At 54.1% G+C, this 23,509-nt stretch carries 23 protein-coding genes; 11 read left to right on the top strand and 12 right to left on the bottom strand.

Annotated features, from left to right (window positions below; translation table 11 throughout):
• Window positions 1-7 precede the first annotated feature (7 nt).
• The 8 genes from B2U47_RS14570 (at window position 8) to B2U47_RS14535 (ending at window position 8,641) form a co-directional block, all read left to right on the top strand.
• Window positions 8-1,288, top strand: a complete 1,281-nt coding sequence (locus B2U47_RS14570) for a hypothetical protein (RefSeq protein ID WP_296678332.1) — start codon at window positions 8-10, stop codon at window positions 1,286-1,288.
• A gap of 68 nt (window positions 1,289-1,356) precedes the next feature.
• Window positions 1,357-1,980: an AAA family ATPase gene (locus B2U47_RS14565; RefSeq protein WP_296678330.1), complete on the top strand. Its 624-nt coding sequence runs from the start codon at window positions 1,357-1,359 to the stop codon at window positions 1,978-1,980.
• A 46-nt stretch (window positions 1,981-2,026) separates the two neighbouring features.
• Complete coding sequence (locus B2U47_RS14560; RefSeq protein WP_296678328.1) at window positions 2,027-2,710, top strand: tetratricopeptide repeat protein; 684 nt, start codon at window positions 2,027-2,029, stop codon at window positions 2,708-2,710.
• Between the two features lie 246 nt (window positions 2,711-2,956).
• Window positions 2,957-3,775 carry a hypothetical protein gene (locus B2U47_RS14555; protein ID WP_296678326.1) on the top strand — a complete coding sequence of 273 codons (819 nt, stop codon included), beginning with the start codon at window positions 2,957-2,959 and terminating at the stop codon, window positions 3,773-3,775.
• Between the two features lie 5 nt (window positions 3,776-3,780).
• Entirely contained in the window at window positions 3,781-5,235 is a 1,455-nt protein-coding gene (locus B2U47_RS14550; RefSeq protein WP_296678324.1) for a dynamin family protein, read from the top strand.
• 19 nt (window positions 5,236-5,254) lie between these two features.
• The gene (locus B2U47_RS14545; RefSeq protein WP_296678322.1) at window positions 5,255-6,271 is read left to right on the top strand and encodes an FAD:protein FMN transferase; all 1,017 of its coding nucleotides are present in this window, start codon (window positions 5,255-5,257) and stop codon (window positions 6,269-6,271) included.
• Between the two features lie 350 nt (window positions 6,272-6,621).
• A complete protein-coding gene (locus tag B2U47_RS14540; protein ID WP_296678321.1) occupies window positions 6,622-7,698 on the top strand; it encodes a hypothetical protein in 1,077 nt (358 codons plus the stop codon).
• Window positions 7,699-7,834: 136 nt separating this feature from the next.
• On the top strand, window positions 7,835-8,641 hold the full coding sequence (locus tag B2U47_RS14535; RefSeq protein WP_296678319.1) for a TatD family hydrolase: 807 nt from the start codon (window positions 7,835-7,837) through the stop codon (window positions 8,639-8,641).
• An 11-nt stretch (window positions 8,642-8,652) separates the two neighbouring features.
• On the opposite strand, the gene B2U47_RS14530 is transcribed toward B2U47_RS14535, so the two are convergent.
• The 5 genes from B2U47_RS14530 to B2U47_RS14510 are packed head-to-tail and all read right to left on the bottom strand — an operon-like array spanning window position 8,653 to window position 13,415.
• The gene (locus tag B2U47_RS14530; RefSeq protein WP_296678316.1) at window positions 8,653-10,161 is read right to left on the bottom strand and encodes an FAD-binding domain-containing protein; all 1,509 of its coding nucleotides are present in this window, start codon (window positions 10,159-10,161) and stop codon (window positions 8,653-8,655) included.
• Window positions 10,158-11,102 carry an alpha/beta hydrolase gene (locus B2U47_RS14525; protein ID WP_296678314.1) on the bottom strand — a complete coding sequence of 315 codons (945 nt, stop codon included), beginning with the start codon at window positions 11,100-11,102 and terminating at the stop codon, window positions 10,158-10,160. The genes B2U47_RS14530 and B2U47_RS14525 overlap by 4 nt, the downstream gene beginning before the upstream one ends.
• Window positions 11,084-11,779, bottom strand: coding sequence for a sulfite exporter TauE/SafE family protein (locus B2U47_RS14520; RefSeq protein ID WP_296678312.1), 696 nt, complete (start codon window positions 11,777-11,779; stop codon window positions 11,084-11,086). The genes B2U47_RS14525 and B2U47_RS14520 overlap by 19 nt, the downstream gene beginning before the upstream one ends.
• Complete coding sequence (hspQ, locus tag B2U47_RS14515) at window positions 11,779-12,102, bottom strand: heat shock protein HspQ (RefSeq protein WP_296678310.1); 324 nt, start codon at window positions 12,100-12,102, stop codon at window positions 11,779-11,781. Before hspQ ends, B2U47_RS14520 begins: the two co-directional genes overlap by 1 nt.
• 59 nt (window positions 12,103-12,161) lie before the next feature.
• On the bottom strand, window positions 12,162-13,415 hold the full coding sequence (locus B2U47_RS14510; protein ID WP_349675739.1) for a multifunctional CCA addition/repair protein: 1,254 nt from the start codon (window positions 13,413-13,415) through the stop codon (window positions 12,162-12,164).
• Window positions 13,416-13,614: 199 nt separating this feature from the next.
• Between B2U47_RS14510 and B2U47_RS14505 the strand changes: the two genes are divergently transcribed.
• Window positions 13,615-14,886 carry an NAD(P)/FAD-dependent oxidoreductase gene (locus tag B2U47_RS14505; protein ID WP_296678308.1) on the top strand — a complete coding sequence of 424 codons (1,272 nt, stop codon included), beginning with the start codon at window positions 13,615-13,617 and terminating at the stop codon, window positions 14,884-14,886.
• Between the two features lie 73 nt (window positions 14,887-14,959).
• On the top strand, window positions 14,960-15,793 hold the full coding sequence (gene nadC / locus B2U47_RS14500) for a carboxylating nicotinate-nucleotide diphosphorylase (protein WP_296678307.1): 834 nt from the start codon (window positions 14,960-14,962) through the stop codon (window positions 15,791-15,793).
• Between the two features lie 22 nt (window positions 15,794-15,815).
• On the opposite strand, the gene B2U47_RS14495 is transcribed toward nadC, so the two are convergent.
• The 7 genes from B2U47_RS14495 to B2U47_RS14465 are packed head-to-tail and all read right to left on the bottom strand — an operon-like array spanning window position 15,816 to window position 23,254.
• Entirely contained in the window at window positions 15,816-16,622 is an 807-nt protein-coding gene (locus B2U47_RS14495) for a trypsin-like peptidase domain-containing protein (protein ID WP_296678305.1), read from the bottom strand.
• On the bottom strand, window positions 16,615-16,929 hold the full coding sequence (locus B2U47_RS14490) for a CU044_2847 family protein (RefSeq protein WP_296678303.1): 315 nt from the start codon (window positions 16,927-16,929) through the stop codon (window positions 16,615-16,617). Before B2U47_RS14490 ends, B2U47_RS14495 begins: the two co-directional genes overlap by 8 nt.
• A 30-nt stretch (window positions 16,930-16,959) precedes the next feature.
• Window positions 16,960-17,445 (bottom strand): hypothetical protein, encoded by a 486-nt coding sequence (locus tag B2U47_RS14485; RefSeq protein WP_296678301.1) that lies wholly within the window; start codon window positions 17,443-17,445, stop codon window positions 16,960-16,962.
• A complete protein-coding gene (locus B2U47_RS14480; protein WP_296678299.1) occupies window positions 17,442-17,780 on the bottom strand; it encodes a UPF0175 family protein in 339 nt (112 codons plus the stop codon). The genes B2U47_RS14485 and B2U47_RS14480 overlap by 4 nt, the downstream gene beginning before the upstream one ends.
• A gap of 50 nt (window positions 17,781-17,830) precedes the next feature.
• On the bottom strand, window positions 17,831-19,372 hold the full coding sequence (locus B2U47_RS14475; protein WP_296683793.1) for a HEAT repeat domain-containing protein: 1,542 nt from the start codon (window positions 19,370-19,372) through the stop codon (window positions 17,831-17,833).
• A gap of 10 nt (window positions 19,373-19,382) precedes the next feature.
• Window positions 19,383-21,875, bottom strand: a complete 2,493-nt coding sequence (locus B2U47_RS14470) for a HEAT repeat domain-containing protein (protein ID WP_296678294.1) — start codon at window positions 21,873-21,875, stop codon at window positions 19,383-19,385.
• Entirely contained in the window at window positions 21,872-23,254 is a 1,383-nt protein-coding gene (locus B2U47_RS14465; protein WP_296678292.1) for an SIR2 family protein, read from the bottom strand. The genes B2U47_RS14470 and B2U47_RS14465 overlap by 4 nt, the downstream gene beginning before the upstream one ends.
• 132 nt (window positions 23,255-23,386) lie before the next feature.
• Here B2U47_RS14465 and lptM point away from each other — a divergent pair, with 132 nt between their 5' ends.
• Complete coding sequence (gene lptM / locus B2U47_RS14460; protein ID WP_296678290.1) at window positions 23,387-23,503, top strand: LPS translocon maturation chaperone LptM; 117 nt, start codon at window positions 23,387-23,389, stop codon at window positions 23,501-23,503.
• Window positions 23,504-23,509 lie beyond the last annotated feature (6 nt).

Raw genomic sequence — 23,509 nt, 5'->3', positions numbered from 1 at the left:
GACACTTATGAAAACGTTCAATAAAAAGCAGCTTGCCATCGCAGTTGCCACGGTAGCAACCTCTGCTACGCTTGGCCTGTTTGGCAGCAATGTATGGGCTGAAACTAGTAATTTGCCGCCTCCACCGCCGGGGCCATTCATGACAGAAGGTGCGGCACAGGAAGCACAGGCTAGCGCGGCTCAGGGGGCAATGGCGGCAGTAGCGCCTGTTGCTCCTGAAGCGCCTGCTGTTCCTGTTGCTCCTGAAAAGCCAGTAGCACCTGCTGTGCCTGCAACGCCTGAGCAACCGGCAGCGCCTGCTGCCCCGCAAAATGCCGCACAAATACCTGTTCCCGCAGTTGAAGCGCAACCTGCCGCTGCTCCTGCTGTGGCTGAAGTAAAAGCACCAGAAGCACCTGCTGTACCAGAAATGAAAGCGTCAGAAGCCCCGGCTGCTCCAACCGCACCGGCTATTGCTGAAGTAAAAGCGCCAGAAGCTCCGGTAGCACCTGTTGTACCAGAAATGAAAGCGCCAGAAGCTCCGGTAGCACCTGCTGTAGCAGAAATGAAAGTGCCAGAAGCCCCAGTTGCTCCAGCCGCGCCTGCCAATGCACAGCAGGCTCCTGTGGAAGCAGCCGCTGCTCCAGTAGCCAGCATTCCTGCTGTACCACCTGTGCCTGCTGCTCCAGCCGTGCCACAAGTACCAGCAGCTCCGGCGACACCTGCTGTGCCAGCGGTTCCAGCCGTTCCAGCCATTCCTGAGGCTAAAGATTTGGCAGTTCCTGCCGTACCAGCAGTTCCGGTGGCGCCTGCGGCTCCTGAAGTGACAGCACCACAGATTCCTGCTGTACCACCAGCACCTGCGATGCCTCAAGCCAATGCGCCAGCCGTACCAGCCGCCCCTGACATGAGTGCTGCTGCCCAGCCTCCGGCAGTGCCACCAGCGCCTGTGGCCCAGGACATCAAGGCTCCAATGCCACCGGTCATGCCGCAGCCGCCAGCATCCTACTACTACCTGTATGCCATTCCCATGCCTGCGATGCCTGAAGGTGGCATGATGCCGCCTCCACAAGGCGGTCAGTACATGGCTCCGCCAATGCAGGGGCAATCCATGCAGGCACGTCCAGCCATGCCACAGCAAATGATGCAGCAACGTATGCAGATGCCTGACATGCGTTTCATGCCGCAACAGGGCTTCCCAATGGGGCAGGGCGGAATGCAACAGCAGCAACATCGCGGGCAAATGATGATGCCTCCGATGCCGCAGCAAATGCAGCCCCAGTCGCAGCAGGAACCTATCAAACAGTAAGTCTGGCGTGTCCCGCTCTTTTGCAAGGGGCGGGTTGCCAGAACAAAACAGATGAAGTGAGTCAGGCAATGATTACGCTGATCGGTAATCTCAAGGGTGGAACAGGCAAGAGTACTGTAACGTTCAATCTGGCGTTATGGGTGGCGACCCGGCATAACCGGCATGTGGTCGTGTATGATCTTGATCCGCAAGCGACAACACTGGATGCGTTTGAAATCCGGCAGGAAGAAGGTTATTTGCCTGCTATTCAGCCGCAGACAACGGTCGGGAGTCTGGGAACGGAAGGTGGTCACTCGGAAGTCCTGGTAGACATAGGGCTGGCGGACATGGCAGCACTGGAACAGGCGGTGAGCCAGGCTGACCGCATCCTGATTCCGGTTTCTCCCAGTCAGGCAGATGTCTGGTCAACCCAGCGTTTCCTGAAAATGGTGGAAACCATCCGGGCGGGCAAGCCTGTTGAACTGCTGGCTGTTATCAACCGGGCAGACACCCATCATGCGGTGCGTGAAACTGATGAAGCAGCAGAGGCTATCCAGATGCTGGATGGAATCCGTTTGCTGGAGTCGCGTTTGTACATGCGTACCACTTATCGTCGGTCATTCAGTGAAGGGCTGGCGGTATTTGAGATGGAACCGCGTTCCAAAGCCGCAGCCGAAATCGAAGAACTTGGGCGTACACTTTATCCTGTTTAATACATTCTTTTAATAATATCTAGGGTCTAGGGAAAAGGAGATTCAGATGCATATTCTACGTTGGTTAATGAAACATCCTATTTTGCTGGCATGGTTGCTGGCGGTGTTGGCCATTTTGCTGAATTTCGGCATGGGTGGCGCAGGGGATAAGGCGGGCAAGGGTGATCATGCAAAAGACACACATAGTGCTCCGGCTCATCCTGTCGATGCTGGCAAGCAAGCTGTTTCAGCACATGGTAAGGATGCGGCTCCTGTTGCCGGGCAAGCTGTAGCAGCACCAGCCGTTGTGGTTGCTGAACAAGTACCTGCGGTTGCCGCTGTTCCTGCTGAGCAAGCACCAGCCGTTGCAGCCCCTGCTGTTGCGCCTGTTGCCGAGCAAGCTGGCGCAGTTCCAGCTCCCGTTGCGGCTGATGCCAATGCTGCTCCGGCAGCAAGCGAACAGGATCTGTTGCGTGCTGCCCGTGAAGCCTACTGGAGCAATGAACTGGAGCGTGCTGCCGAGTTCTATGGCAAATTGCTGGAGCAAAAACCTGATTCACTGGATTACAAAGGCGAGCTTGCCAATGTGTTCTGGAAGCAGGGTAATGCCAGCAAGGCGGCTGAACTGTTTGCGGACATCGCTCCGCAACTGGCTGCCCAGGGGCGTACCGGTGAAGCATTCAACATGAAGTTGTATGTCGACATGGTTAACCCTGAATTAGCCAAAAAAATTGATGCAGCCCTGAAATAATCATTTTTCGGCAACATCTGTGAAAAAGCCGGTGTGGCGTTTGACACGACTCCACACTGGCTTTATTGTCGTACAGATAACAAGATTATCAAGAAAAGCAAAACCGGGTTACACGGTTGCTACTACCAAAGGAAAGGACGGAAGATAACGATGAGCAGCGCCTTGGAAACAGCGTAAACGCATTCACAGTACCGGTGTCGGCTGACAAGGGATGTTGGGTAGAACCGGATGAGAGGACAGGAACCGATGGTAAAGAGTGGCAAAACATCCGAGCTTGATGAAATCGAGCACGAATTGCATGGTGTAGAGGATGAGTTGCAAGATTTCGAGCAACGTCAGGTTAATGTGACGCGAACTCTACAGATGATCGTCTATCCAGCTATGGTGGCTTTCATTATCTTGTCTGCTTATGGTTTTTATTTGGTTCAGTCGTTAACTACTGACGTGCACAGATTGACGCAAACCATTGCTGATATGAACCAGTCGGTTAGTACCAGCATGGTAACGATGACCGGAACCATGACGACCATGAACGATCAGATGGGCAACCTTGTCCAGTCCACAGGCATCATGACCGATAGCACGCAGGATATGGCGGGCAACATCCAGCAGATGAATGCCTCTACTCAGAACATGGCTGTTTCTACCTACAACATGCAGCGTGATATGTGGTCGATGAACAAGAATATTTCCGGGCCTATGAAAATGTTCAACAAGTTCAGTCCCTTCGGCAGCGACAAGACAACTCCGTATGTTGTACCACCACCTGTCGTGGGTGCAACGCCTTACTATAATGGTTATTACGGATGGCCTCAGGCAACGGCCACACCGCAACAACAAGCACCTGTCAGTACACAGTCGATACCCGCAACCACATTATCTTCTCCGCCAATAGTGCCTCCAACCAGTGGGACTGCACCTGAGGCGGTTGTTCAGGAGGCACCGCCTGCCTCTGGAAACGTTATTCCAGCACCTGAGGGTGCTGCAACGGCCAAAGACGGGCATAGTGCTATTGATGACCCATTGCGGCAGCAACAAATACTTGCCAGCATGACCAAAGGATAAAAAGAATGACACCAGCCAAGCGCATGGAGCAACGCCTTAAACGGTTGCAGGAACATCTGAAACGGGAGAATCCGGTTTTGGTCGAAGCCGTGAACCAATACCGTGAACTGGATGCCGTTGCCCAGAAACTTGGTCTGCTGGATGCTGGTGAGTCTTATGCTACCCAAATCTCATGGTGGCCGCTGGTGTCAATTCTGGGCACTTTCTCGGCAGGTAAATCCAGCTTTATCAATAGCTATCTGGATGTAAACCTGCAACGTACCGGCAATCAGGCCGTTGACGACCGCTTTACCGTTATTACCTTTAGCCCGGATGGGCAGGTACGTACCCTGCCTGGGTTGGCGCTGGATGGTGACCCCCGTTTCCCTTTCTACCAGATCAGCGAGGAAATCGAGAACGTATCGGCAGGGGAAGGAGCGAAAATTGATAACTACCTGCAAATGAAGGTAGCACCCAGCGAAAAACTGCGTGGCAGAATCCTGATTGACTCCCCTGGGTTTGATGCGGATGAACAACGCAAATCCACCTTGCGGATTACCGACCACATTATCGAGCTTTCTGATCTGGTGCTGGTGTTTTTTGATGCCCGCCACCCCGAACCGGGGGCGATGCAGGATACGCTGGAACACCTGGTCAAAGGGGCGATGCGCCGCAACGACAGCAGTAAGTTCCTGTTTATCCTCAACCAGATTGATACCTCGGCACGGGAAGACAATCTGGAAGACATCGTATCTGCTTGGCAGAAATCGTTGGTGCAGCAGGGTTTGTCAGCGGGCAGCTTCCATATCCTGTTCAACGACAAGCTGGCAACCCCGGTGGCCGATGCCAATGTATGGGCGCGTTATGTCGCCAAGCGTGAGGCTGATTACCAGCGCATCATGACGCGGGTGGAAGGGGTGAATATCGAGCGTGCCTACCGCATCATCGGTTCAATGGAATCTCAGGCCAACCAGATTGAGCAGCAGGCAGTGCCACGTTTGCGTGAAGCGCTGAAAAGCTGGAAAAAACAGGTGCTGATGACGGATGTTTTTGTGTTTGGTCTGCTGGCAATTACGCTGCTGGGGATGAGTATCGAGTTTGGCTACTGGGAAGGGCTGTTGTTCAATCCTCCTTGGCTGGCATCACTGGCGGGCAACATGCTTGCGACAGTTATTGCCATCCTGATCCCCGTACTGCTGGCAGTTAGCCTGCATTTCCTGATCCGCAACAAGCTGGCGAAACGCATGGCAGAGCGGCTGAACAAGCCAGAAGCCTACGGCAACCTTGCACCCGCGTTCCTCAAAAGTACCCGTTTCTGGCGCAGTATCTTCCAGACTTCACCTGCCGGGTGGAGCAAACGTACCCGCAGCCGTCTGGATAGCATTCGTGATGCCACTGACCGCTTTGTCCAGCATCTGAATGACCGGTTTACCAGCCCTTCCGGGAACAAGGGCAAGGGCGCTGCTGAAACGGTAGCCTGAGCCGATGTTGCGGGGAATAATGAAATCACTCATGCCAGCCCTTGGGTTGGCATTTTTTATGGTGAGTCTGCTGTTGGCGGGTTGTGGTCAGTCTGAGGGTTTGCGGCTGGCGGGTATGCAAGGCACCGCTTCTTGGCATGTCACTCTAACGGATGTACCCGATGGCCTAGAGGCCGCCACCCTGCAAGCAGGGATTTCGACTGCATTTGCCAATTCCAGCCAATTGCTGGCTGGCTGGGACAAAACCTCGGAAATTTCCCGCTTTAATCAGCACGAGGGCACGGACTGGTTCCCGGTTTCCCCCCTATTGGCGCAACTCGTCAGCACTGCCTTGCAGCTCAGTGAGCAAAGTGGCGGCTCCTACGATGTCACGGTCGGGCCACTGATCAAATTGTGGGGCTTTAGTGCGGAACAGGTAAAAGATCAGGTTCCTGCCCAGGCTGAGGTTGATGCTGTTCGCGCTAAAGTGGGCTATCAAAAATTGCAGGCAAGACTTGACCCACCCGCACTGCGCAAGTCGCGTGCCGATGTATCTGTTGACCTGGCTTCGATGGCAGATGGTTTCGCCACCGACATGGCAGGCGAATATCTGGAGTCTGTCGGTATCCATAATTATATGGTTGAAATTGCAGGCGAAATCCGTACCCGTGGTCTTAGCCCACGCGGTGATCCCTGGCGTATTGCCATCGAAAAACCGTTGGGTAACGAACGGGCAGTACAGCAAGGCATCAAATTGCAGAATGCGGCGCTGGCAACGTCCGGCGATTACCGCAATTTCTTCATGCAGGGCGGCAAACGCTATTCCCACACGCTTGATCCGCAGACGGGTTTTCCGGTGGCACATCAACTCGCATCCGTATCCGTGCTGGCGGAAAATGGCACAATGGCAGATGCTTATGCCACTTTGCTGATGTCACTGGGGGAGGTGAAAGGCAAAGTGTTTGCTGAGCAACACGGTTTGGCCGCCTATTTCATTTGGCGGGAAGGCGATGGTTTGCAAACCTATGCTACCGAAGCGTTTGCGCGTGTATTTTGATCGGGCGGTAGTGATCTGGGTTTAATTTTTTAATTACAAAAATAAATGGATTGTCGGTGTGTTTTTCTGGGTATATGGCTTGATGAACCTATTGCTCGTAGGTTTTTGATAATATTCTTCATTTTATTTTTTACAATAAATTTATTTTATTTATTTCATAGGAAAATTCTAATTAGTGGTTGTTTTCAATCATAATATTGATTTTTTTAAATAAATTCCCATGATTTTTCGGATTTTTTTGGATGGCTATGTCTGAAGTCTTCTGGGGTGTTTTCATTGTGCTATAAGATGCTTAAGCATTAATTTGCATTCACTATATCAGTTAATTTTATAGAATGGTGGAATTACCTATGTCTAAGAAAAATGTTTCTGTAGAAAAGCAGGATGCTCTGCCGGATGGTGCGCAATCTGAAAAAGTCCGCTCAATGGGTATGGTCGTGGCTGCCATTTTATTGGCTTCCTTGCTGACTGCCTGTGATAGTAGCAGCGGTAGCCCGACTGCTTCTACAGGGGGGACTGTGGCAACAGATACCGACAACGATGGCGAGCCGGATTCCACTGATAAGGATGATGACGGTGATGGCTTGACTGACGCGGAAGAGGCGGTATTGGGAACTGATCCACTGAAAGCTGACACGGATGGTGATGGTAAAAACGACAAGACCGAGGTTGGGCCTGATATTACCAAACCAAACGATACCGATAACGATGGCAAGATAGATGCCCTTGAATCCAGTATCAAGGATTCAGACAGCGATGGCACGATGGATGAGCAGGATCCCACTGATGGTAGTGGCTCAGGTGGTGGTAGCTACACCAAACTGAATGCCGATGGTTTTGTGGCCGCAACAGGTGCAGCTTCTTGGTCTTGCGTGCGTGCTCCTTCCGGCAAGGTATGGGAAATCCGTACCAGTAACAGCGACGCACGCGACAAGGAATGGTTGTATGTGTTGGGTTCTGGTGGTATTTCACCCGCAGGTGGTAATTATCCTTGCGGTGGAATCAGTAACTGCGACACGGATACCTACACGGCTTACATGAATGCGGCTAATGCTGGTCAGGGGATGTGTGGCAAAAAGACCTGGCGTCTGCCGACCATTGAAGAACTGGTGGGTACTTCCGGTACAACTACCGGGCGTGATTCTGGTACTGGCAGATTTCCTGAAGCAGGTGCCGCAACAGGTATTACCAATTACAGTGCTAGTGCTGATCCCGCCATTGATACTGCGTTATTTAATGACATGAGTTTCAGTGTAGGTGTTACCTCCGCCTTGTACGACGCGCCGTTTATTTCTTCTTCCCGTTCTCACTCCGGCACGCCTGTTGCAGCGAATTTCCTGGTAACGAGTGACCGTTCAATCCAGACTTGGCCAATGGTTGCTGCTCCAGCAGGGTCACTGGTACGGATTCGCCTGATCGCAGACTAAGCTGCTGCTGATATGCGATAAAAAAGGGGTTCAGACGTATACCTGAACCCCTTTCGTTTGTTTGATGTCCGCACGTCTTGCATTCCGCAGGCAAGCAACCCAGAATTTCCATCTTCTGAATCAGGCAAACACTCCCATGAGCAAAAAGCGTGACATCCCCGTATTCAACCATCCGATCATCGAAACTCATTGCCATCTGGACTATTTGGAAGGTGATGCCTTGGCTGCGGTTTTGCAGGCGGCACAGCGGGTCAATGTCGAGCGCATTATTACCATCGGCGTGTCCCCTGACAATCTGGCAACGGTGATGACGCTGGTGCAACAACACCCGCAGGTATGGGGTACGCAAGGTATCCATCCGCACGATGCCAACGATTACAGTGATCTGGTGGATGCACAAATCCGCGCTAATGCATTGCATGACAAAATTGTCGCGGTTGGTGAAATTGGTCTGGATTACCATTATGACTATTCCGATCGAGCCAAGCAGCGTGATGCTTTTGAGCGCCAGTTGCAGATTGCCATTGAGCTGGATTTGCCCATCGTGGTGCATACCCGTGAGGCGGATGCAGATACTCAGGCCATTCTCGGTAATTTCGTCGGGCAAATGCGTAAACGCGGCGTGATCCACAGCTTTACCTCCAGCCGCGAGCTGGCGGAATACTGTCTGGGGGAAGGTTTTTGCATTGGTTTTAACGGTATCAGCACCTTCAAGGCAGCCGACAATGTGCGCGAAGTTATTGCTTTGACCCCGCTGGAACAAATTCTGCTGGAGACCGACGCACCTTATCTGACCCCAGTGCCGTATCGCGGACATAAAAACGAGCCGAAATACCTGCCATTCATTGCCGAACAGGTCGCACAGGTTAAAGGTATCTCGGTGGAAACGCTTTTGCCGCAGGTGTGGCAAAACAGTCTGCGGGTGTTTTGGGCGGGGGTGTAGTAGGTTGCCTGTCAGAACAGGTTGATCTGCGTTGTATCTGCGGATGTTGATGGTTGCTTGGTGTGTTTCCTGCCCAAGCCGCCAACCTGCGCCCAAAGCTCGGGATGGCAACGGCGCAGTTCCCTGAATTTTGCCCGTGCCTGTCGTGCTGTTGCCTTGGGGTCAATGACGGGTTCCGGGTAGTCGACACCCAGTACACACGCGGCTTGCTGTTGCATGGAATAAGGCATTGCCCACGGTTCGTGCAGATACTGCCCAGGCACATCCGCCAGTTCTGGCAGCCAGTGGCGGATGAATGCACCTTGCGGATCAAGCTCAAGTGATTGCCTGACCGGGTGATAAATGCGTAAGGTATTGAGTGCTGCTGTGCCCGCGTGCATCTGCACTTGCAGGTAGTGAATACCTGGCTCGTAATCGGTGAAACATTGCGCCAGATGCCAGGCCGGTTGCTGCCAGTGCAGCCACAACTGGTTGGCAGCGAATGATACCAGCAGCGCCCGTAGGCGGAAACTCAGCCAGCCGCAGTGTCGCAGCGCACGCATGGCCGCGTCGATCAGCGGAAAGCCGGTCATGCCATCGCGCCATGCCGCAAAATACGCAGGGTTGAAATCGGGTTCACGCCAGCCATCAAATACCGCTTGCACGTTATCTGTCTCAATTTGCGGCGTATTTTCCAATTGCTGAATGGATTGGCAGTGCCAGCGCAAACGGGCATCAAAGGCACGCAAGGAACGCTGCCAGTCTGTATCCCCTTCCATTTGTGCTGAGGTGGTGCGCACTTTGTGGGTGACTTCGCGTAAGGAGAGTGTGCCATAAGCTAAGTGTGAGCCAAGCCGTGAACCATGGTTGATGGCAGCCTGCGGCGTCGCCATGTCGTGTTGGTAATGCTGCCCTCGTTCACGCAGGAAGCTGCCAAGCAGCTTGAGGGCTTCGCTGCGGCCTCCCGTTTGGCAATGGCGGCTTTCGGTCTGTGCCAGTGTCGTACTCAGGCTATCGGGTAGGCCACTCTGAGGAATTCGGGTTTGCAGGGGCGGCAGGCGGGCGGGAGCAGGCAGACATTCCTGTTGCGTGAACTGTTCCCACAGGTTTACCCCGCCATCCTGATTCTGACCACGCCGTACCACCCCAAACGGTTGGAATTCCTGCCATTCGATGCCGTGCTGGGCGCACCACTGTGCCACGTTATAGTCTCTGGTACGTATCCACCGATTGCCGGTTTCCTGATGCGAATACAAACCGGCGATGTCGAAACGCTCATGCAGGGTAGCCAGCACCGTCAGCATATCGCCGTGCATTTTCACCAGTGGTTGACCAAGGCGCGACAGGGCTGTGTTGAGTTCATGCAAGGACTGGCGGATGAAACGCCAGTGGCGGGCGGAAGCATCCGGTAGTTGCCAATAATCTATTTCCACCACGTACAGCGGTAGCACCTTGCCACGGCTGTTGGCGACATGCAGCGGTGCGTGGTCGTGGGTGCGCAGGTCACGCTTGAACCAGACAATATGGATACGTTCTTTCATGGCTGGCTGTTAATCCATTGCACCATGTCAGCTATCACTTCCTTGCCATTCAGATCGCGCCCCAGCATGTGCCAACCCTGCGGATAACGGATGAAACGGGTTTTGCCCTGCTTGGGCAGGTGTTCCCACAATAGCTGGATGGGTTTGGCGGGGATGATCTGATCCTTGTCGCCGTACAGCAGCAGTACCGGAACCTTGAGCGTGCTGGCTGCCGCGTAGCCTTTATCCATCAGGTCGGTCAGGCCGTTGAGGGTATCCATGCGTGCGCCCTTGAGCATCCACGGGCTTTGCCAGATGCGGCGCAGCATGGCGCGGTTGTCCGTGGGGCGCAGGTTGAGACTTTCACCTGTGGGTTTCCAGCCTGGAATCAGTTTGAGGGCAAGCTCATGTGCCCAGCGCTGGTAAAACGGCTGGGTAGGGCGCGTCCACACTGCTGGTGCGGCGAGAATAATACCATCCGCATCCAGCTTGCCTGCTTCTGCTGCCAACAGGGTGACAGCTCCACCCATCGAAAAACCTAGCACATACAAGGGGCGTTGCGGGTTGGTCTGGCGTAACAAGCTGGCAGCTTCCCGCACATCGGCTGCCATGCGCTCACCACTTGACCACAGACCGCGATAGGGCGAACGCCCGAAACCACGCTGGTCATAAGCCCAAACAGCAATGCCCTGTTGGGCAAGCGCTTCCCCCACGTCGGCAAATGCCCCAGCATATTCATTGAAACCGTGGATCAGCAGCACCGTGGCAGCCGTGCGGGTGGCGGGTGGTGGCAACCATTGTGTCATGACCAGTTGTGTGCCATCACTGGCAAGCAACTGCGGTTGTTGCACGATGGTCGGGGCTGTAATGGTTTTACTGACGGGCATACTGGCGGGAGAGCAACCTGATAGTGCCAGACAGGCCAGCAGGGGGGGAATGAGGGCTAGCGCACGGCTTGCCATAACAGCAGCAAGCCCAGTGTAACCACCAGTAATCCGGCAATGCGTTTTACCAGTGGATTGCGGGTAAACTTTGCCAGTTTTGCCGCTGCTGCACCCATCAGCAACAGGTTGGGCAGTGTACCCAGCCCGAAAGCCAGCATCAGCAACGCACCTTCGGTGATACTGGCAGCCGATAGTGACCAGATCAACACGCTGTAAACCAGCCCGCAAGGCAGCCAGCCCCAGATAAAGCCCAGCGGTAATGCTTTGCCGGGCGAGTCCAGTGGCATGAAACGCCGCCCCATTGGTTCCACATGCCGCCACAAGCGCCGCCCGGCATTTTCAATACGGGCAACACCCATCCAGATGCCTGCCAGGTAAAGCCCTAACGCAATCATGAACAAGGCGGCAAAGATTTGCAGGAAATGGCGCAGGCTTTCCAGCCCGGCAAATGATAAAAATGCAGCCCCCAAACCACCTGCCAGCCCGCCAGCCAGCACATAACCGCTGATCCGCCCGGTATTGTAAGCCAGCAGCATGGGTAAGAGGTTGCCAAGGGAATTGCGTTGTGTCGCAGGCAGGCTAAACGTCAGGGCGCTGACAATGCCGCCGCACATGCCGAGACAATGGATACCGCCCAGCAACCCCACCAAAAAGGCGGCAAGGTATCCAGAATGGGTCAGCAGCTCCCATGTCATCAGTTAAGGGTCTGCCGAGCCTGGTAATGATCACCGTTGAAGCCCGTGAAGAAGTTTTCCAGCAACGGGTGCTCCACCGGGATGGTGGCATCATCAACTTCCAGATTGCATTCCGCGACATAGGCAACGCGCCCGTCCTGGTCGATCAGCACGTGATACCAAGGCTCGTCCCGGCTGGGGTTGCCCACTTCATGATTTTTCTGGAACCATTCGTCAGTGCCCTGAAAGTCAGGGTCAACGTCAAAGATGACGCCCCGGTAGTTGAACTGGCGGTGGTGGATAACCTGACCAATACCAAAGGAGGCAACCTTTTCTCCAAACATGCTTATTCCTCTATTTCCTCTATACAACTCACTAATGATCTCTTGTCTGCAATATGCGGCTATTGCCCGCCAATATCAAGACACCCTACTGCCTGTTTAATGGCATGTACACGTTGCCGGTGGGTTTCTTCCCTAATCTGCATACCCTTGAAACCCTGTTGCACGATGGTGGTTACATCCACTTGCAGGCAAGCTGCCAATGCTTGACGGAAAATGTCCGCTTGCGGGTAAGGGCGGTTTTCAAACCCGCTACGCCCGCGCGAATCGGCCTCGCAGGCCAACAGCAACTGGGCGAAACGCGCCGGTTTGCGGAATGCATCGGTGGCCTCCAGCACTTTCAGGATGGTTTGCGGGCGCAATTCCCGTGCTTTGTGGATATGACCATGGTATTCCGCCACATGTTCCGCCAGTTCACGGAAACGGTTGGGCACGCGCAAACGCTGACACAGTTCTGTCGTCAATTGGCGGCTAACTGGTTCATGCCCGTGGTGGCTGGGTAAAATGTCTGGAGGGGTTAGCCCCTTGCCGAAATCATGACACAGCGCAGCAAAGCGTACTTCCGGGTCAGTACTTAGTTGTACCGCCTGTTGCAATACCAGCAGGGTATGGATGCCACAGTCGATTTCCGGGTGATGTTGCGGCGGTTGCGGTACACCAAACAGGCGATCCAGTTCCGGGAACAAGATGCGCAAGGCGCCACATTCGCGTAATACTTCAAAAAAACGTGCTGGTACTGGTTCGCTCAGTGCCCGCCCGGTTTCTTGCCAGACCCGCTCAGGAACCAGAGCATCCACTTCGCCTGCGGCTACCATGGTCTGCATCAGTTGCCGGGTTTCATCTGCCACCGTGAAGCCCAATGTGGCAAAACGTGCGGCGAAACGTGCGACCCGCAGGATGCGTACCGGGTCTTCGCTGAAAGCCGGGGAAACATGCCGCAGCACTCTGGCTTGCAAATCGGCTTGCCCGCCGAAAGGATCAATCACTTGCCCGTCAGCATCCTGTGCCAGTGCATTAATGGTCAGGTCACGGCGGGCAAGATCCTCTGTCAGCGTTACTTCTGGCGCGGTATGGAACTGGAAGCCGTGATAGCCCTTGGCAGTCTTGCGCTCGGTACGTGCCAGTGCGTATTCCTCAGATGTTTGAGGATGCAGGAATACCGGAAAATCGTTGCCGACAGGTTTGAAACCCCGTTGTAGCAGGTCAGCCGGGGTAGCGCCGGTTACTACCCAGTCACGATCCTTGACCGGCAAGCCCAGCAGTTGGTCACGGACAGCACCGCCGACCAGATAGGTTTTCAGTTCATTCATACGCATGGATTATGGTCTGTCAGAATGATTGAAGTATATCTTTTTGTTTGAGTATCAGCGGAAGTGTGATCTGGTGCTGGTATGGGCTGCGATTGACCTGTAAAGCGATTTGTGGTCAGATGGAGGTGCTTAGGGAAATGCTGGTAAGTGTTAGTCTGATAATTACATTAATCCCTTGTTATCTAGAAGTTAGGAGTTCGCGCTAATGGCTCATGTTGTTATTCTCGGCGCCGGGACAGGAGGAATGCCCGCCGCTTATGAAATGAAAGATATGCTCGGTAAAGCACACGAAGTCACCGTTATCAATGAACGTGATTACTTCCAGTTTGTGCCATCCAACCCTTGGGTTGCGGTAGGCTGGCGTACCCGTGCCGACATCACTTTCCCCATTGAAAAATACCTTGCCAAGAAAGACATCAAGTTCATCGCTGCCCGCTGCGAGAAGATTGATGCCGAAGGCAGCACCCTGCATCTTGACAACGGTCAGACAGTCAAATACGACTATCTGGTGATTGCTACTGGCCCGAAGCTGTTCTTCCAGGAAGTGGAAGGTGCAGGCCCGCACGGTGGTCACACTCATTCCGTCTGCGACGTGACCCACGCGGAAAAGGCTTACGAAGACTACCAGAAGTTGCTGGCAAAAGGTTCCGGTCACATCGTGGTCGGGGCAATGCCGTTTGCAAGCTGCTTTGGCCCTGCTTACGAATTTGCTTTCATCGTTGACGCTGACCTGCGCAAGCGCGGTGTACGCAACAAGTTCAAGATGACCTATGTGTCTTCCGAGCCATACATCGGTCATCTGGGTTTGGGTGGGGTAGGCGATTCCAAAGGTATGCTGGAATCCGAACTGCGCAACCACCATATGAACTGGATCGTCAATGCCAAAACCACCAAGGTTGAAGCGGGCAAAATGTCCGTGACGGAAATGAACAGCAAAGGCGAAGTGGAAAAAGAACACGAAGTCGCGTTCGATTTCGCCATGATGCTGCCAGCGTTCAAGGGTGTTGATGCAGTTGCCGCTGTGGAAGGCTTGTGCAACCCGCGTGGTTTCGTCATCGTTGACGAGCTGCATCGCAGCCCGAAATACAAGAACATCTACTCTGCCGGTGTCTGTATTGCCATCCCGCCCGTCGAGGCCACTCCGGTTCCAACCGGCGCACCCAAGACCGGCTACATGATCGAGTCGATGGTAACGTCACTGGTTCACAACATCGCTGATGAACTGGCTGGCAAGGAACCACACACCACCGGCACATGGAACGCCATCTGCCTGGCAGACATGGGTGACACTGGCGCGGCGTTCGTGGCACTGCCACAGATCCCACCGCGCAACGTTGCCTGGTTCAAGAAAGGCAAGTGGGTACACATGGCCAAGATCGCGTTCGAGAAGTACTTCATCCGCAAGATGAAGAAAGGCAGCTCCGAGCCGTTCTATGAAAAGTCCATTTTGAAGATGATGGGTATCACCCGTATCTAGAGAATCTGACGAGGAGTCAGGGGCAAAGTGATGGGAGGTGTAACAGCCTCCCATTTTTATTTTCGAGGTTTTCATGCAATTACCCAACGACATTCAGGAAACAGTGCGCCGCGCTTTGGCAGAAGACATTGGCACGGGCGATGTAACCGCCGGGTTGATTCCCGCAGAAAAGCACGCCAGTGCAACGGTGATTAGCCGGGATGAGGCTGTGCTGTGTGGTACGGGATGGTTTGACGAAGTGTTTCGCCAGCTTGACTCTCAGGTACAGGTTGTCTGGGAGCATCAGGATGGTGATAAGGTCACAGCGGGTACCTTGCTGTGTACGCTGACGGGCAGTGCGCGTTCGATCCTGTCAGGCGAACGGGCTGCGCTTAATTTCCTGCAAACCTTGTCGGCAACAGCCACCGCCACCCGTCGTTATGTCGATCTGGTGGCGCATACCCGTTGCAGGATTCTGGATACCCGCAAAACCTTGCCCGGATTACGCATTGCACAGAAATATGCGGTATTGTGTGGCGGCGGAACCAATCACCGCATCGGCCTGTATGACCGGGTGCTGATCAAGGAAAACCACATCATGGCAGCAGGCTCGATTACTGCTGCTATCCAGCAGGCTCGCAAGTTGCACCCCGGTATTTTGGTCGAGGTCGAAACCGAAAACTTGCAGGAACTGGCGGAAGCAGTGGCAGCATCAGCCGACATCATTATGCTGGATGAATACAGTCTGGCAGACATGCGCGAAGCCGTGCGGCTGGTTGCCGGAAAAATTCCGCTGGAAGCCTCCGGCAGCGTCAACCCGGAAACCGTGGTAGCGATTGCGGAAACGGGGGTGGATTTTGTTTCCATCGGCAGCATTACCAAACATGTGCGGGCGGTGGATTTGTCGATGAGGTTTAAAGCGGAGTGACAGTGACGGGATTATGCCGGATTCAGCCCTGTTCGAGTTGCGCGAGGCTGGCTTGGGTATCGGCGATGAGCTTTTCCATGCGCATTCGTTCTTCGACGCGGGTTTCTAAATCGTACTGGGCTTGCAGGCGTTCCAGTTTGGTTTTGAGGAGTTTGTAACGAGGGTTGTCCGATAACCCCCGTTGTAAAAGGGGAAGTGAGGGGGATTGTTCTTCCGCCAACAGTGGCAACGCACGAATCAGCCGTGCCATTGGGATCATGTAACTGCGCAAATTACCCCGCCGCTTTGCCACCAACATTCCGGTAATGGCGTTGGCTTGCGTGTTCCACACCGGTGCGCCGCTCAGACCGTTGAGGCTCTCATCGCTGGCATTATCGACTTGCAACTGAATCCAGCCTTCCGCCACCACGCCTGCGCATTGCCCATTGAACCAACTGCCACCCTGACGGTTAAAGCCGTAAGTGTGGAAAACTTGCCCGTGATGCCCGCTATCCGGCAACACTTGACGCGGGGCGTGGGGCATGGTGGTGATACCCTCCACTTCCAACAAACTGATGTCTTCGAGCGTGTGGATATTGGGCTGGTCAACACAGGGAAACGTGGTGTGGACGCGCAAGGTCAGCGGCGGTAACTGCGGGTTAAGCGGAAAATGGACGGTCAAAACCGTGCCGCTAGGAATTGGCAAACGCGCATCTTGCCCCAACACAGCGGCGATAACGTGGGTGCAAGTCAGTACATGGCGCGATGTGACGGCAAAACCTGTGCCAATGGCGCGGCTACCGTCTGTGTTGAGGAACTGGGCAATGGCGTGGTTGAAGGCTTCAGGCATCGGCTTTCCATTTCAAGGTCACTTTGAAGGTGGCTTCGCTATCCGCCGAGGCGAGAATCACCCCAGCTTTGGCGGAAAACTTAAAACCGACTTCCACTTGCGCTTCAGCGGGTTGCAAGCGTTTTACCAGCTTGGCAACGGCGGCAAGTGCAGGTTCGGATTTATTGAGGGCATCCTCAAATTTTTGCGCCGAGATTTCCTTGCCATCGCTGTTGCTGATGCGCGAAAGCTCGTCTTCGTTGGTTTCGGCTTCGACGTAGAGGGTTTCGCCGTTTGCTAGGGTGTATTCGATGAGGTGTTTAGTCATGGTGGTGTCCGGGTCAAAGTTTAGGGGGTATCAGCACTGTTTAAGTAGGCGGCATTTTAAGCTGTCACTCAGGCGGAATCCTACCTTTTCCAGTGCTGCCACCCTATCTGGCATCTGCTGGGCGGAAATTTCCCCCTTTTCTCTGAGTGCCCCTAAAATACCCACCAGCCCGGTAATTTTTAATCCCATCATCTGCGCCATTTTACGCCCTGCTTTTTCATCAATCAGTAGTGGTAACTGACGTTGGGCAGCAAGCAGGATCGCTTCTGACTCGCCGGGGTCAACCTGTAACAGCAGGATCGCCAAACGGGGATCGGGTTGCAATGTCTCCGTGCGGATAAAACCGGATGCTTGCAGGGTAAACCAGCAGGAGCTTGAGGGTTCACCGCGCCCCACTTCGGTGGCAACCATCGGCGGCACAATAACGTGGGTGAACAGTTTTTCCAGCAGATGTAATTGCCCGATATTCAGGAGCGCAATCAAGGGGGAACTGTCAGCGACGACCAACCCCTTCATGCTGTTTCGGCTGCCAGCAGAAAATCCATTTCAGCGGACACGTCGTCAGCGGGGTAATCAATGATCGGCAGGTTCATCAGCGTGAGCAAGTGACGCAAATTCTGTTTGTCCATGTGCAAAAGCTCAGCCATTTTGCCCAGTGAAATGTCGCCGTTGCGCCACGCCTGCAAAGCCGTTGCCCGCGTCAGCCCAATGCACAGGTTTTCATCGGTCAGCGGAACAGCAACCCCAATGGGTTTGCCGTGTTTGGTGATGAAGACGTACTCATTCTGCTCCAGCGAATGGGTCAAGCTGGCGGGATTGTTGCGCAATTCACGGATAGCGATAGCGTGCATGGGTTTACCTTTGTGCTACGTTGTGCAGGTACAGAAGATAATAGCGCATTTTACTGGATGGTGCATTCCTCCGGCTTCATATCCGTGCCGTCGGGGTTGAGGCAATGGTCTTTCAGCATCCCCGGTAGTTGTTGGGCTGCCAGTTCTTGCAATTCCTTGATGGCATTGACGCGCCATTGGATTTGGATGCGTGCCCATTCAACGCGCGGTTTGATGGAAGCGGCGGAACGTGCATTGGCCAGGGTGGGTTCGTAGACTTTTAGGGCTTCGAGTTCCTTGTCTACGCCAACGCCTTCCGTCGCTAACAGGCATACGTCAATGGCGTGGAACAGGGCTTGGCGGGTGATGGGGTTATCGGTTGCCAGCCATTGTTGTTCCAGTTTTTGCAGCAGGGGTGTGCCGAGGAATGGGCTGTTGGCGAGACCACGGGCGGCGGCTTCGCGGACTTTGTAGAGGTTATGGCTGAGTAGCTTGATGCCTTCGGCTTCGTCCATCGTGGCAATGGCGTAGGCGTATTCGTAGACGAAGGGGGCGGGGTCAGCGAGTGGATTGCTATCGCTGTCAGTGGGTGGGATATCAGTGGTGGTGTCGTTGGGTGCAGCGTCGCGGCGTTCGCGCCAATCGGCGTAGGCTTGGTCGAATACGTCCAGCTTGGCTTTCAGCTCATTCAGCGTCAGCGGTTTTTCTTCCAATCCCGGTTGGTTGACGGGCAATTGACGGGCTTTTGCTTCGGCTTCTTCTGCCAGTTGTTTGGTGGCTTTATCGCGGGTTCGTTGGTCAACTAGCGACAAGGCTTTGCGCAACAAGCGTTTTTGCACTTCGCTTAAATTGCCGTCCTGTTCCATGTGCAGCGCGTCGATGGTAGCCTTTTCACGAACCTCAGGATCACCGTTTTTCAAATGACGGAACAGCAATTCTGTCTGACGTAATACATTGTTCACTTCATCCCCAAGATCATTGCTCTCTCGCCGTGATGCAGGAAGTGCTTCCTTTGCTTGCATCCTCCCTAACGCTTCCGCCGCTGCAGAGCCGCCATACGTTTCCTTGAGCAAGCCTAGCAGTCCGGGAACGGCATCCGGCACTTGCATATCACCCAACGCCGCCGCCGTTGTACTGTGAACTAAACTATCCTCATCCTTAAGCAATCCCAACAGCGCGGGAATGGCGACTTGCACTTGCATATTACCCAACACTCGTACCGCATTTATGCGGACACTCACATTGCCATCATTAAGCAAATCCAACAGCGCAGGAATGGCGACTTGCACTTGCATATTACCCAACACTCGTACCGCATTTATGCGGACACTCACATCACCATCCTTGAGCAAATCCAACAGCGCGGGAATGGCGGCTTGCGCTTGCATAGCACCCAACACGTCCACAACACTCCTGCGGACACTCACATCACCATCCTTGAGCAAATCCAACAGCGCGGGAATGGCGGCTTGCGCTTGCATAGCACCCAACGCGTTCACAGCACTCATGCGGACACTCACATCACCATCCTTGAGCAAATCCAACAGCGCGGGAATGGCGGTTTGTGCTTGCATAGCACCCAACGCTACCACCGCCCTTCTGCGGGTGAGCACGTCCTCATCTTTAAGCAAATCCAGCAGCTTTAAGCAAATCCAGCAGCGCGGGGACAGCAGCTTGTACTTGCATCTTACCCAACGCTCGTGCTGCATTTATGCGTATATGCACATCATCATCCTTGAGCAAATCCAACAGCGCGGGAATGGCGGTTTGCGCTTGCATAGCACCCAACACGTCCACAGCACTCATGCGGACACCCACATCGCCATCCTTGAGTAAATCTAACAGCGCGGGAAGAGCGGTTTGCGCTTGCATAGCACCCAACACCTGCCCAGCACTCATGCGGACATCCACATCACCATCCCTGAGCAAATCCAACAGCGCGGGAAGAGCGGTTTGCGCTTGCATAGCACCCAACGCTATCACCGCCCTTCTGCGGATGAGCCCGTCCTCATCTTTAAGCAAATCCAGCAGTGCGGGGACAGCAGCTTGTACTTGCATCTTACACAACACATCCACAGCCTCCCTGCGTAAACTATCACCCTCCATATTCTTGAGAGAATCTAGCAGCGAAGGAATGGCTTCCGGCACTTGCATATTGCCCAACACTTCCGCAGCCCTCCAGCGGACACTAAAATTCTCATCCTTGAGCAAACCCAAGGCGTAAGGAATAACCTGAGAAACATCAGGTGTGTTAGTAAAATCGCTAACGTTTCTTATATCCGATGCAATAAGTTGGTCACGAGCAAGGCGTGTCACAACCTGTGCCCCTAACTGCTCTTGCCAGAACTCCTTTTCTCTACCTTCCACGCTCTTGATCGCAGGATCGTCTTGTATCAACAACACACCAACACTTGATCCAACCGCATTGGCTTTATAACCTGAACCAGCAATTTCTTTTTTAATCGCATCACTGGTCGAGTGCCGCAAAATGGCATAAACCGCCCGCGCCGCTTCCGGCACTGGCATACGTCCAAGATGCGGCAACGCCCGTTTCGCTAGCTCCACATTCTCTGGAACAATAGCCTTTTTCGCCAGTGCCACCGCTTCCTGATACTGCCCACTCTCGGCATAAGCGGTAATGCGCTGGTCAATGGGCTGACTACCGACTAACTCCGTTTGCAAGTTGGCATAATCCGCAACCGGGTGTTGATTAAATTGCTTATCCGGCTCAAGCTGATGGCGAGTGGTATCCGTTTCCGCGAGGTAATGCTGCTGGTGGAACAGGTCAATACTCCCCGGCTTGCCCTGCCACAGTTCCACTTGGTCGGAAATCCCCTGCTTCGGACTCATGCGCAAATGGTAGTTCGTAGCATTGAGGTAATAATCCCACCCCGCAAACACCGCCGCGATGCTGACAAAACCCGCTGCCGCCACCTGTGCAAACTTGCGTCGCCGCATCCGGTCTTTCCACTCGCCATTCCAGCTTGCGATACTGCCGGAAAACATATCGTGGAACAGTTCATACCACGTTGTTTCACCGCGCTGCTGGGTACGCAAAATCCGCACCGCCGCCAATTCACCCAACACATTACTCAACGCAGTTTCATCCACCCGCAGCGTTTCCGCCAACGCCTGTGCGGTGTAAGCCATTTTCACCCCGCGCTGGCTCGCCAGATGATCGAAGGCTTTGGAAGCAAGCTGTTTTTCCGCCAGCGTAAAACCTTGCAACACCCCGTTCAGGTAGTTGCCCAAAATGCCTTTCGCCTTCCCCGCCTTTTCGTAAGTCGTCAAGCGTAGCAATTGCTCCGGGTCGGCTTGGTTCAACGCCCACAACTGCGCACACACGATTTGCAAATACGGTGGTTCGACCGTTTCCAACCATTCCACGGCGGGGGAATTGGGCACACGGTCAAGCTCACGGCTGAGCAAATCATTCAACAACACGTCCAGTAACGCAGGCTCATAGCGGAAACCGACTTGCGCCGCTGGTGTCACAATCGCTTCGCGTGCGCCTTCCCGCCCCAGCTTTTCCAGCCGATAAAAATTCTCAAACAAAATCGTCGGCAAGCGCGGCTTGAACGCATTCAATTCCAGCGCGAAATCCTCCCGCATCGACAGCACCAAACTCACGGCTAGTGCCGGGTTGGTGATGACAGCGGTCAATTGCTCAATAAAGGGCTGGAAATGGGTACTCGCCCGCTGGTAACGGAAAAACTCCTCAAACTGGTCAAGGATCAACACCAGCGGCGGGCGCACAAACAAGCTGCAAAATTCCAGCACTTCCGCCAGTGTTTGCCCCGCGTCGTCTGCCGCATCGTCCGGCAATGCCGTTGCCAATGCCTGTAACACCGCCGTGCGGACACTGCTGACAGGTTCGCTTACCCAATCCATGTGGTACACCACCGACAGGTTTTCCCCGGTCGGCGATTTCAAACGCGGGATCACCGCCGCCTGTAACAACGAACTCTTGCCCACACCGCTGGCGGCAAACAACAAAGTCAAACGGTTGCTTAATACCTTATCAATCAGGATTTCCGCGTCGGCTTCGCGCCCAAAGAATTTGCCCTGTTCCTCTTCCCGATAAGGGCGTAATCCCGGATACGGTGCTGTACTCATGCTCCCACCTCCAACAAATACCGATCCAGTTCCCGTATCCCAATCCGATACTGTTTCACGTTACGTGACTCCCAATACACCGCTTCCAGCGGCTCTGGTGTTTCGCCAATGACATAACACGGCTCTTGCGAAGAGCGTTTTTCCAGCAAGGCACTCGCCAGCAAGCGGTCTTCCCACTCACGCGGGCGATAGCCGACAAACAAAAAACCCCGGTTGCGCAATTGCCGCGCCAGATACCCCGGAATCATCTTGTCCGCATACCGTGCAAAGCTGAAGTAATTGCTTTCCGACAGGGTGAGCGCGTCACGCCGCACATCCTCCTGTTCGCTGTCTGCCACCCCACAAGTGCCGCGAATTTTGTAGACGATGGAATAGCCGTTTTCCAGCAGCCGCAGCCGTGACAAAGCTTCTTCCGGGTACACTTGTGGCGGTTGGCTATTGTCCGAAAAACTCACAAGGACGTGCCCGATGTCGTAATCCTCACTGCGGCGCACGATGGAAGCAAATTCCACAAACCGCTTGCCCGCCTCGCGCAAACTTTGCTCCAGCAGCGTGTCATAAGCCGCCGAAATCAGAATCAGCGGGGCGGAAACCTTCGCCAAGGCTTGATACAGCAGCACTTGGCGCACATTATCCGGCAATTGGGTGCGCAAGTTTTCCAGCAATGCCGATTGCCCAAAGTCCGGGCGCAACTGGTAATACTCCGCGATGGACGATAACGTGCCGTTGAAAGTCTCGTAACCGATATGCCGCGCCAATTGCTGCACCCATTCGCTTTCGTGCTGCCCTGTGTCGGCGTAATTGCTGGCAATCCCCGAACCGAGGAATAGCACCATTTCCCCACGCTGTACCCGTGCCGCGAGCCGCGCACTATCGACGTTTTGCACCGAGGTCTGGCTACACGGGCGTTCCTCTTCCCACCACAGCATGAAACCTTCCACATCCGGCTCGGCGGTATCCAGAAAAAACCGTACTTGTTCCCACAAGGTTTGGTATTCGGCGGTATGGCTGGGCTGTTTGAGGGCGGTGCTGAGTTCCTTGAACAGCGGGCGGATTGCCTTGATGCGTGACAACACTTTAACCAGTTCGGTAACTTGGGTGGTTTGCGCCAGCATTTGTTCCAGTTCCGCAAGGGCTTGGGTGGCAACGCTGTCGTTGGGCTGGTGCTGCAATATCTCGTGCCAGACATCCATGGCTTCACAGTAAGCACCATTACCTTTGCGACGATGGGCTTCCTGTTGCAAGCGTTGCAACAAATGCTGGCGCGTGTCGGCTATCAGGGCTTCCAGCCGCATCTGTTCTTCCACACGGGTTTCGAGGTCGTATTGCTGCTGCAAACGGGTCAGCCGCTCGTGTAAGGTTTGGGTGCTATCCATCATCGGGGAAGCCTTTGGGGGTGAATGTCAGCATTTCTTGTATAACAATTCAGACAGGGCTGCAAACCTTTCTTTATTATCGCGTTGTCAGCCGTTATCCTGCACTGCACTGACCAAAAAACGGGATAATAAACAATGCTGCAAAAATACTTAGGATTGGCTATCGTACTGGCGTTACTGGCAGGCTGCGGCAACAAGGGGCCGCTCTACATGCCGGATGAGGCGAAACAAAAACAGGAACAGGCGAAATAAAGGCTT

This window comes from Thiothrix sp. UBA5583 (assembly GCA_002425225.1).
Taxonomy (GTDB): domain Bacteria; phylum Pseudomonadota; class Gammaproteobacteria; order Thiotrichales; family Thiotrichaceae; genus Thiothrix; species Thiothrix moscowensis.
The sequence above is the reverse complement of the archived record's forward strand: the minus strand, read 5'-3'. Positions and strand labels throughout refer to the sequence as shown.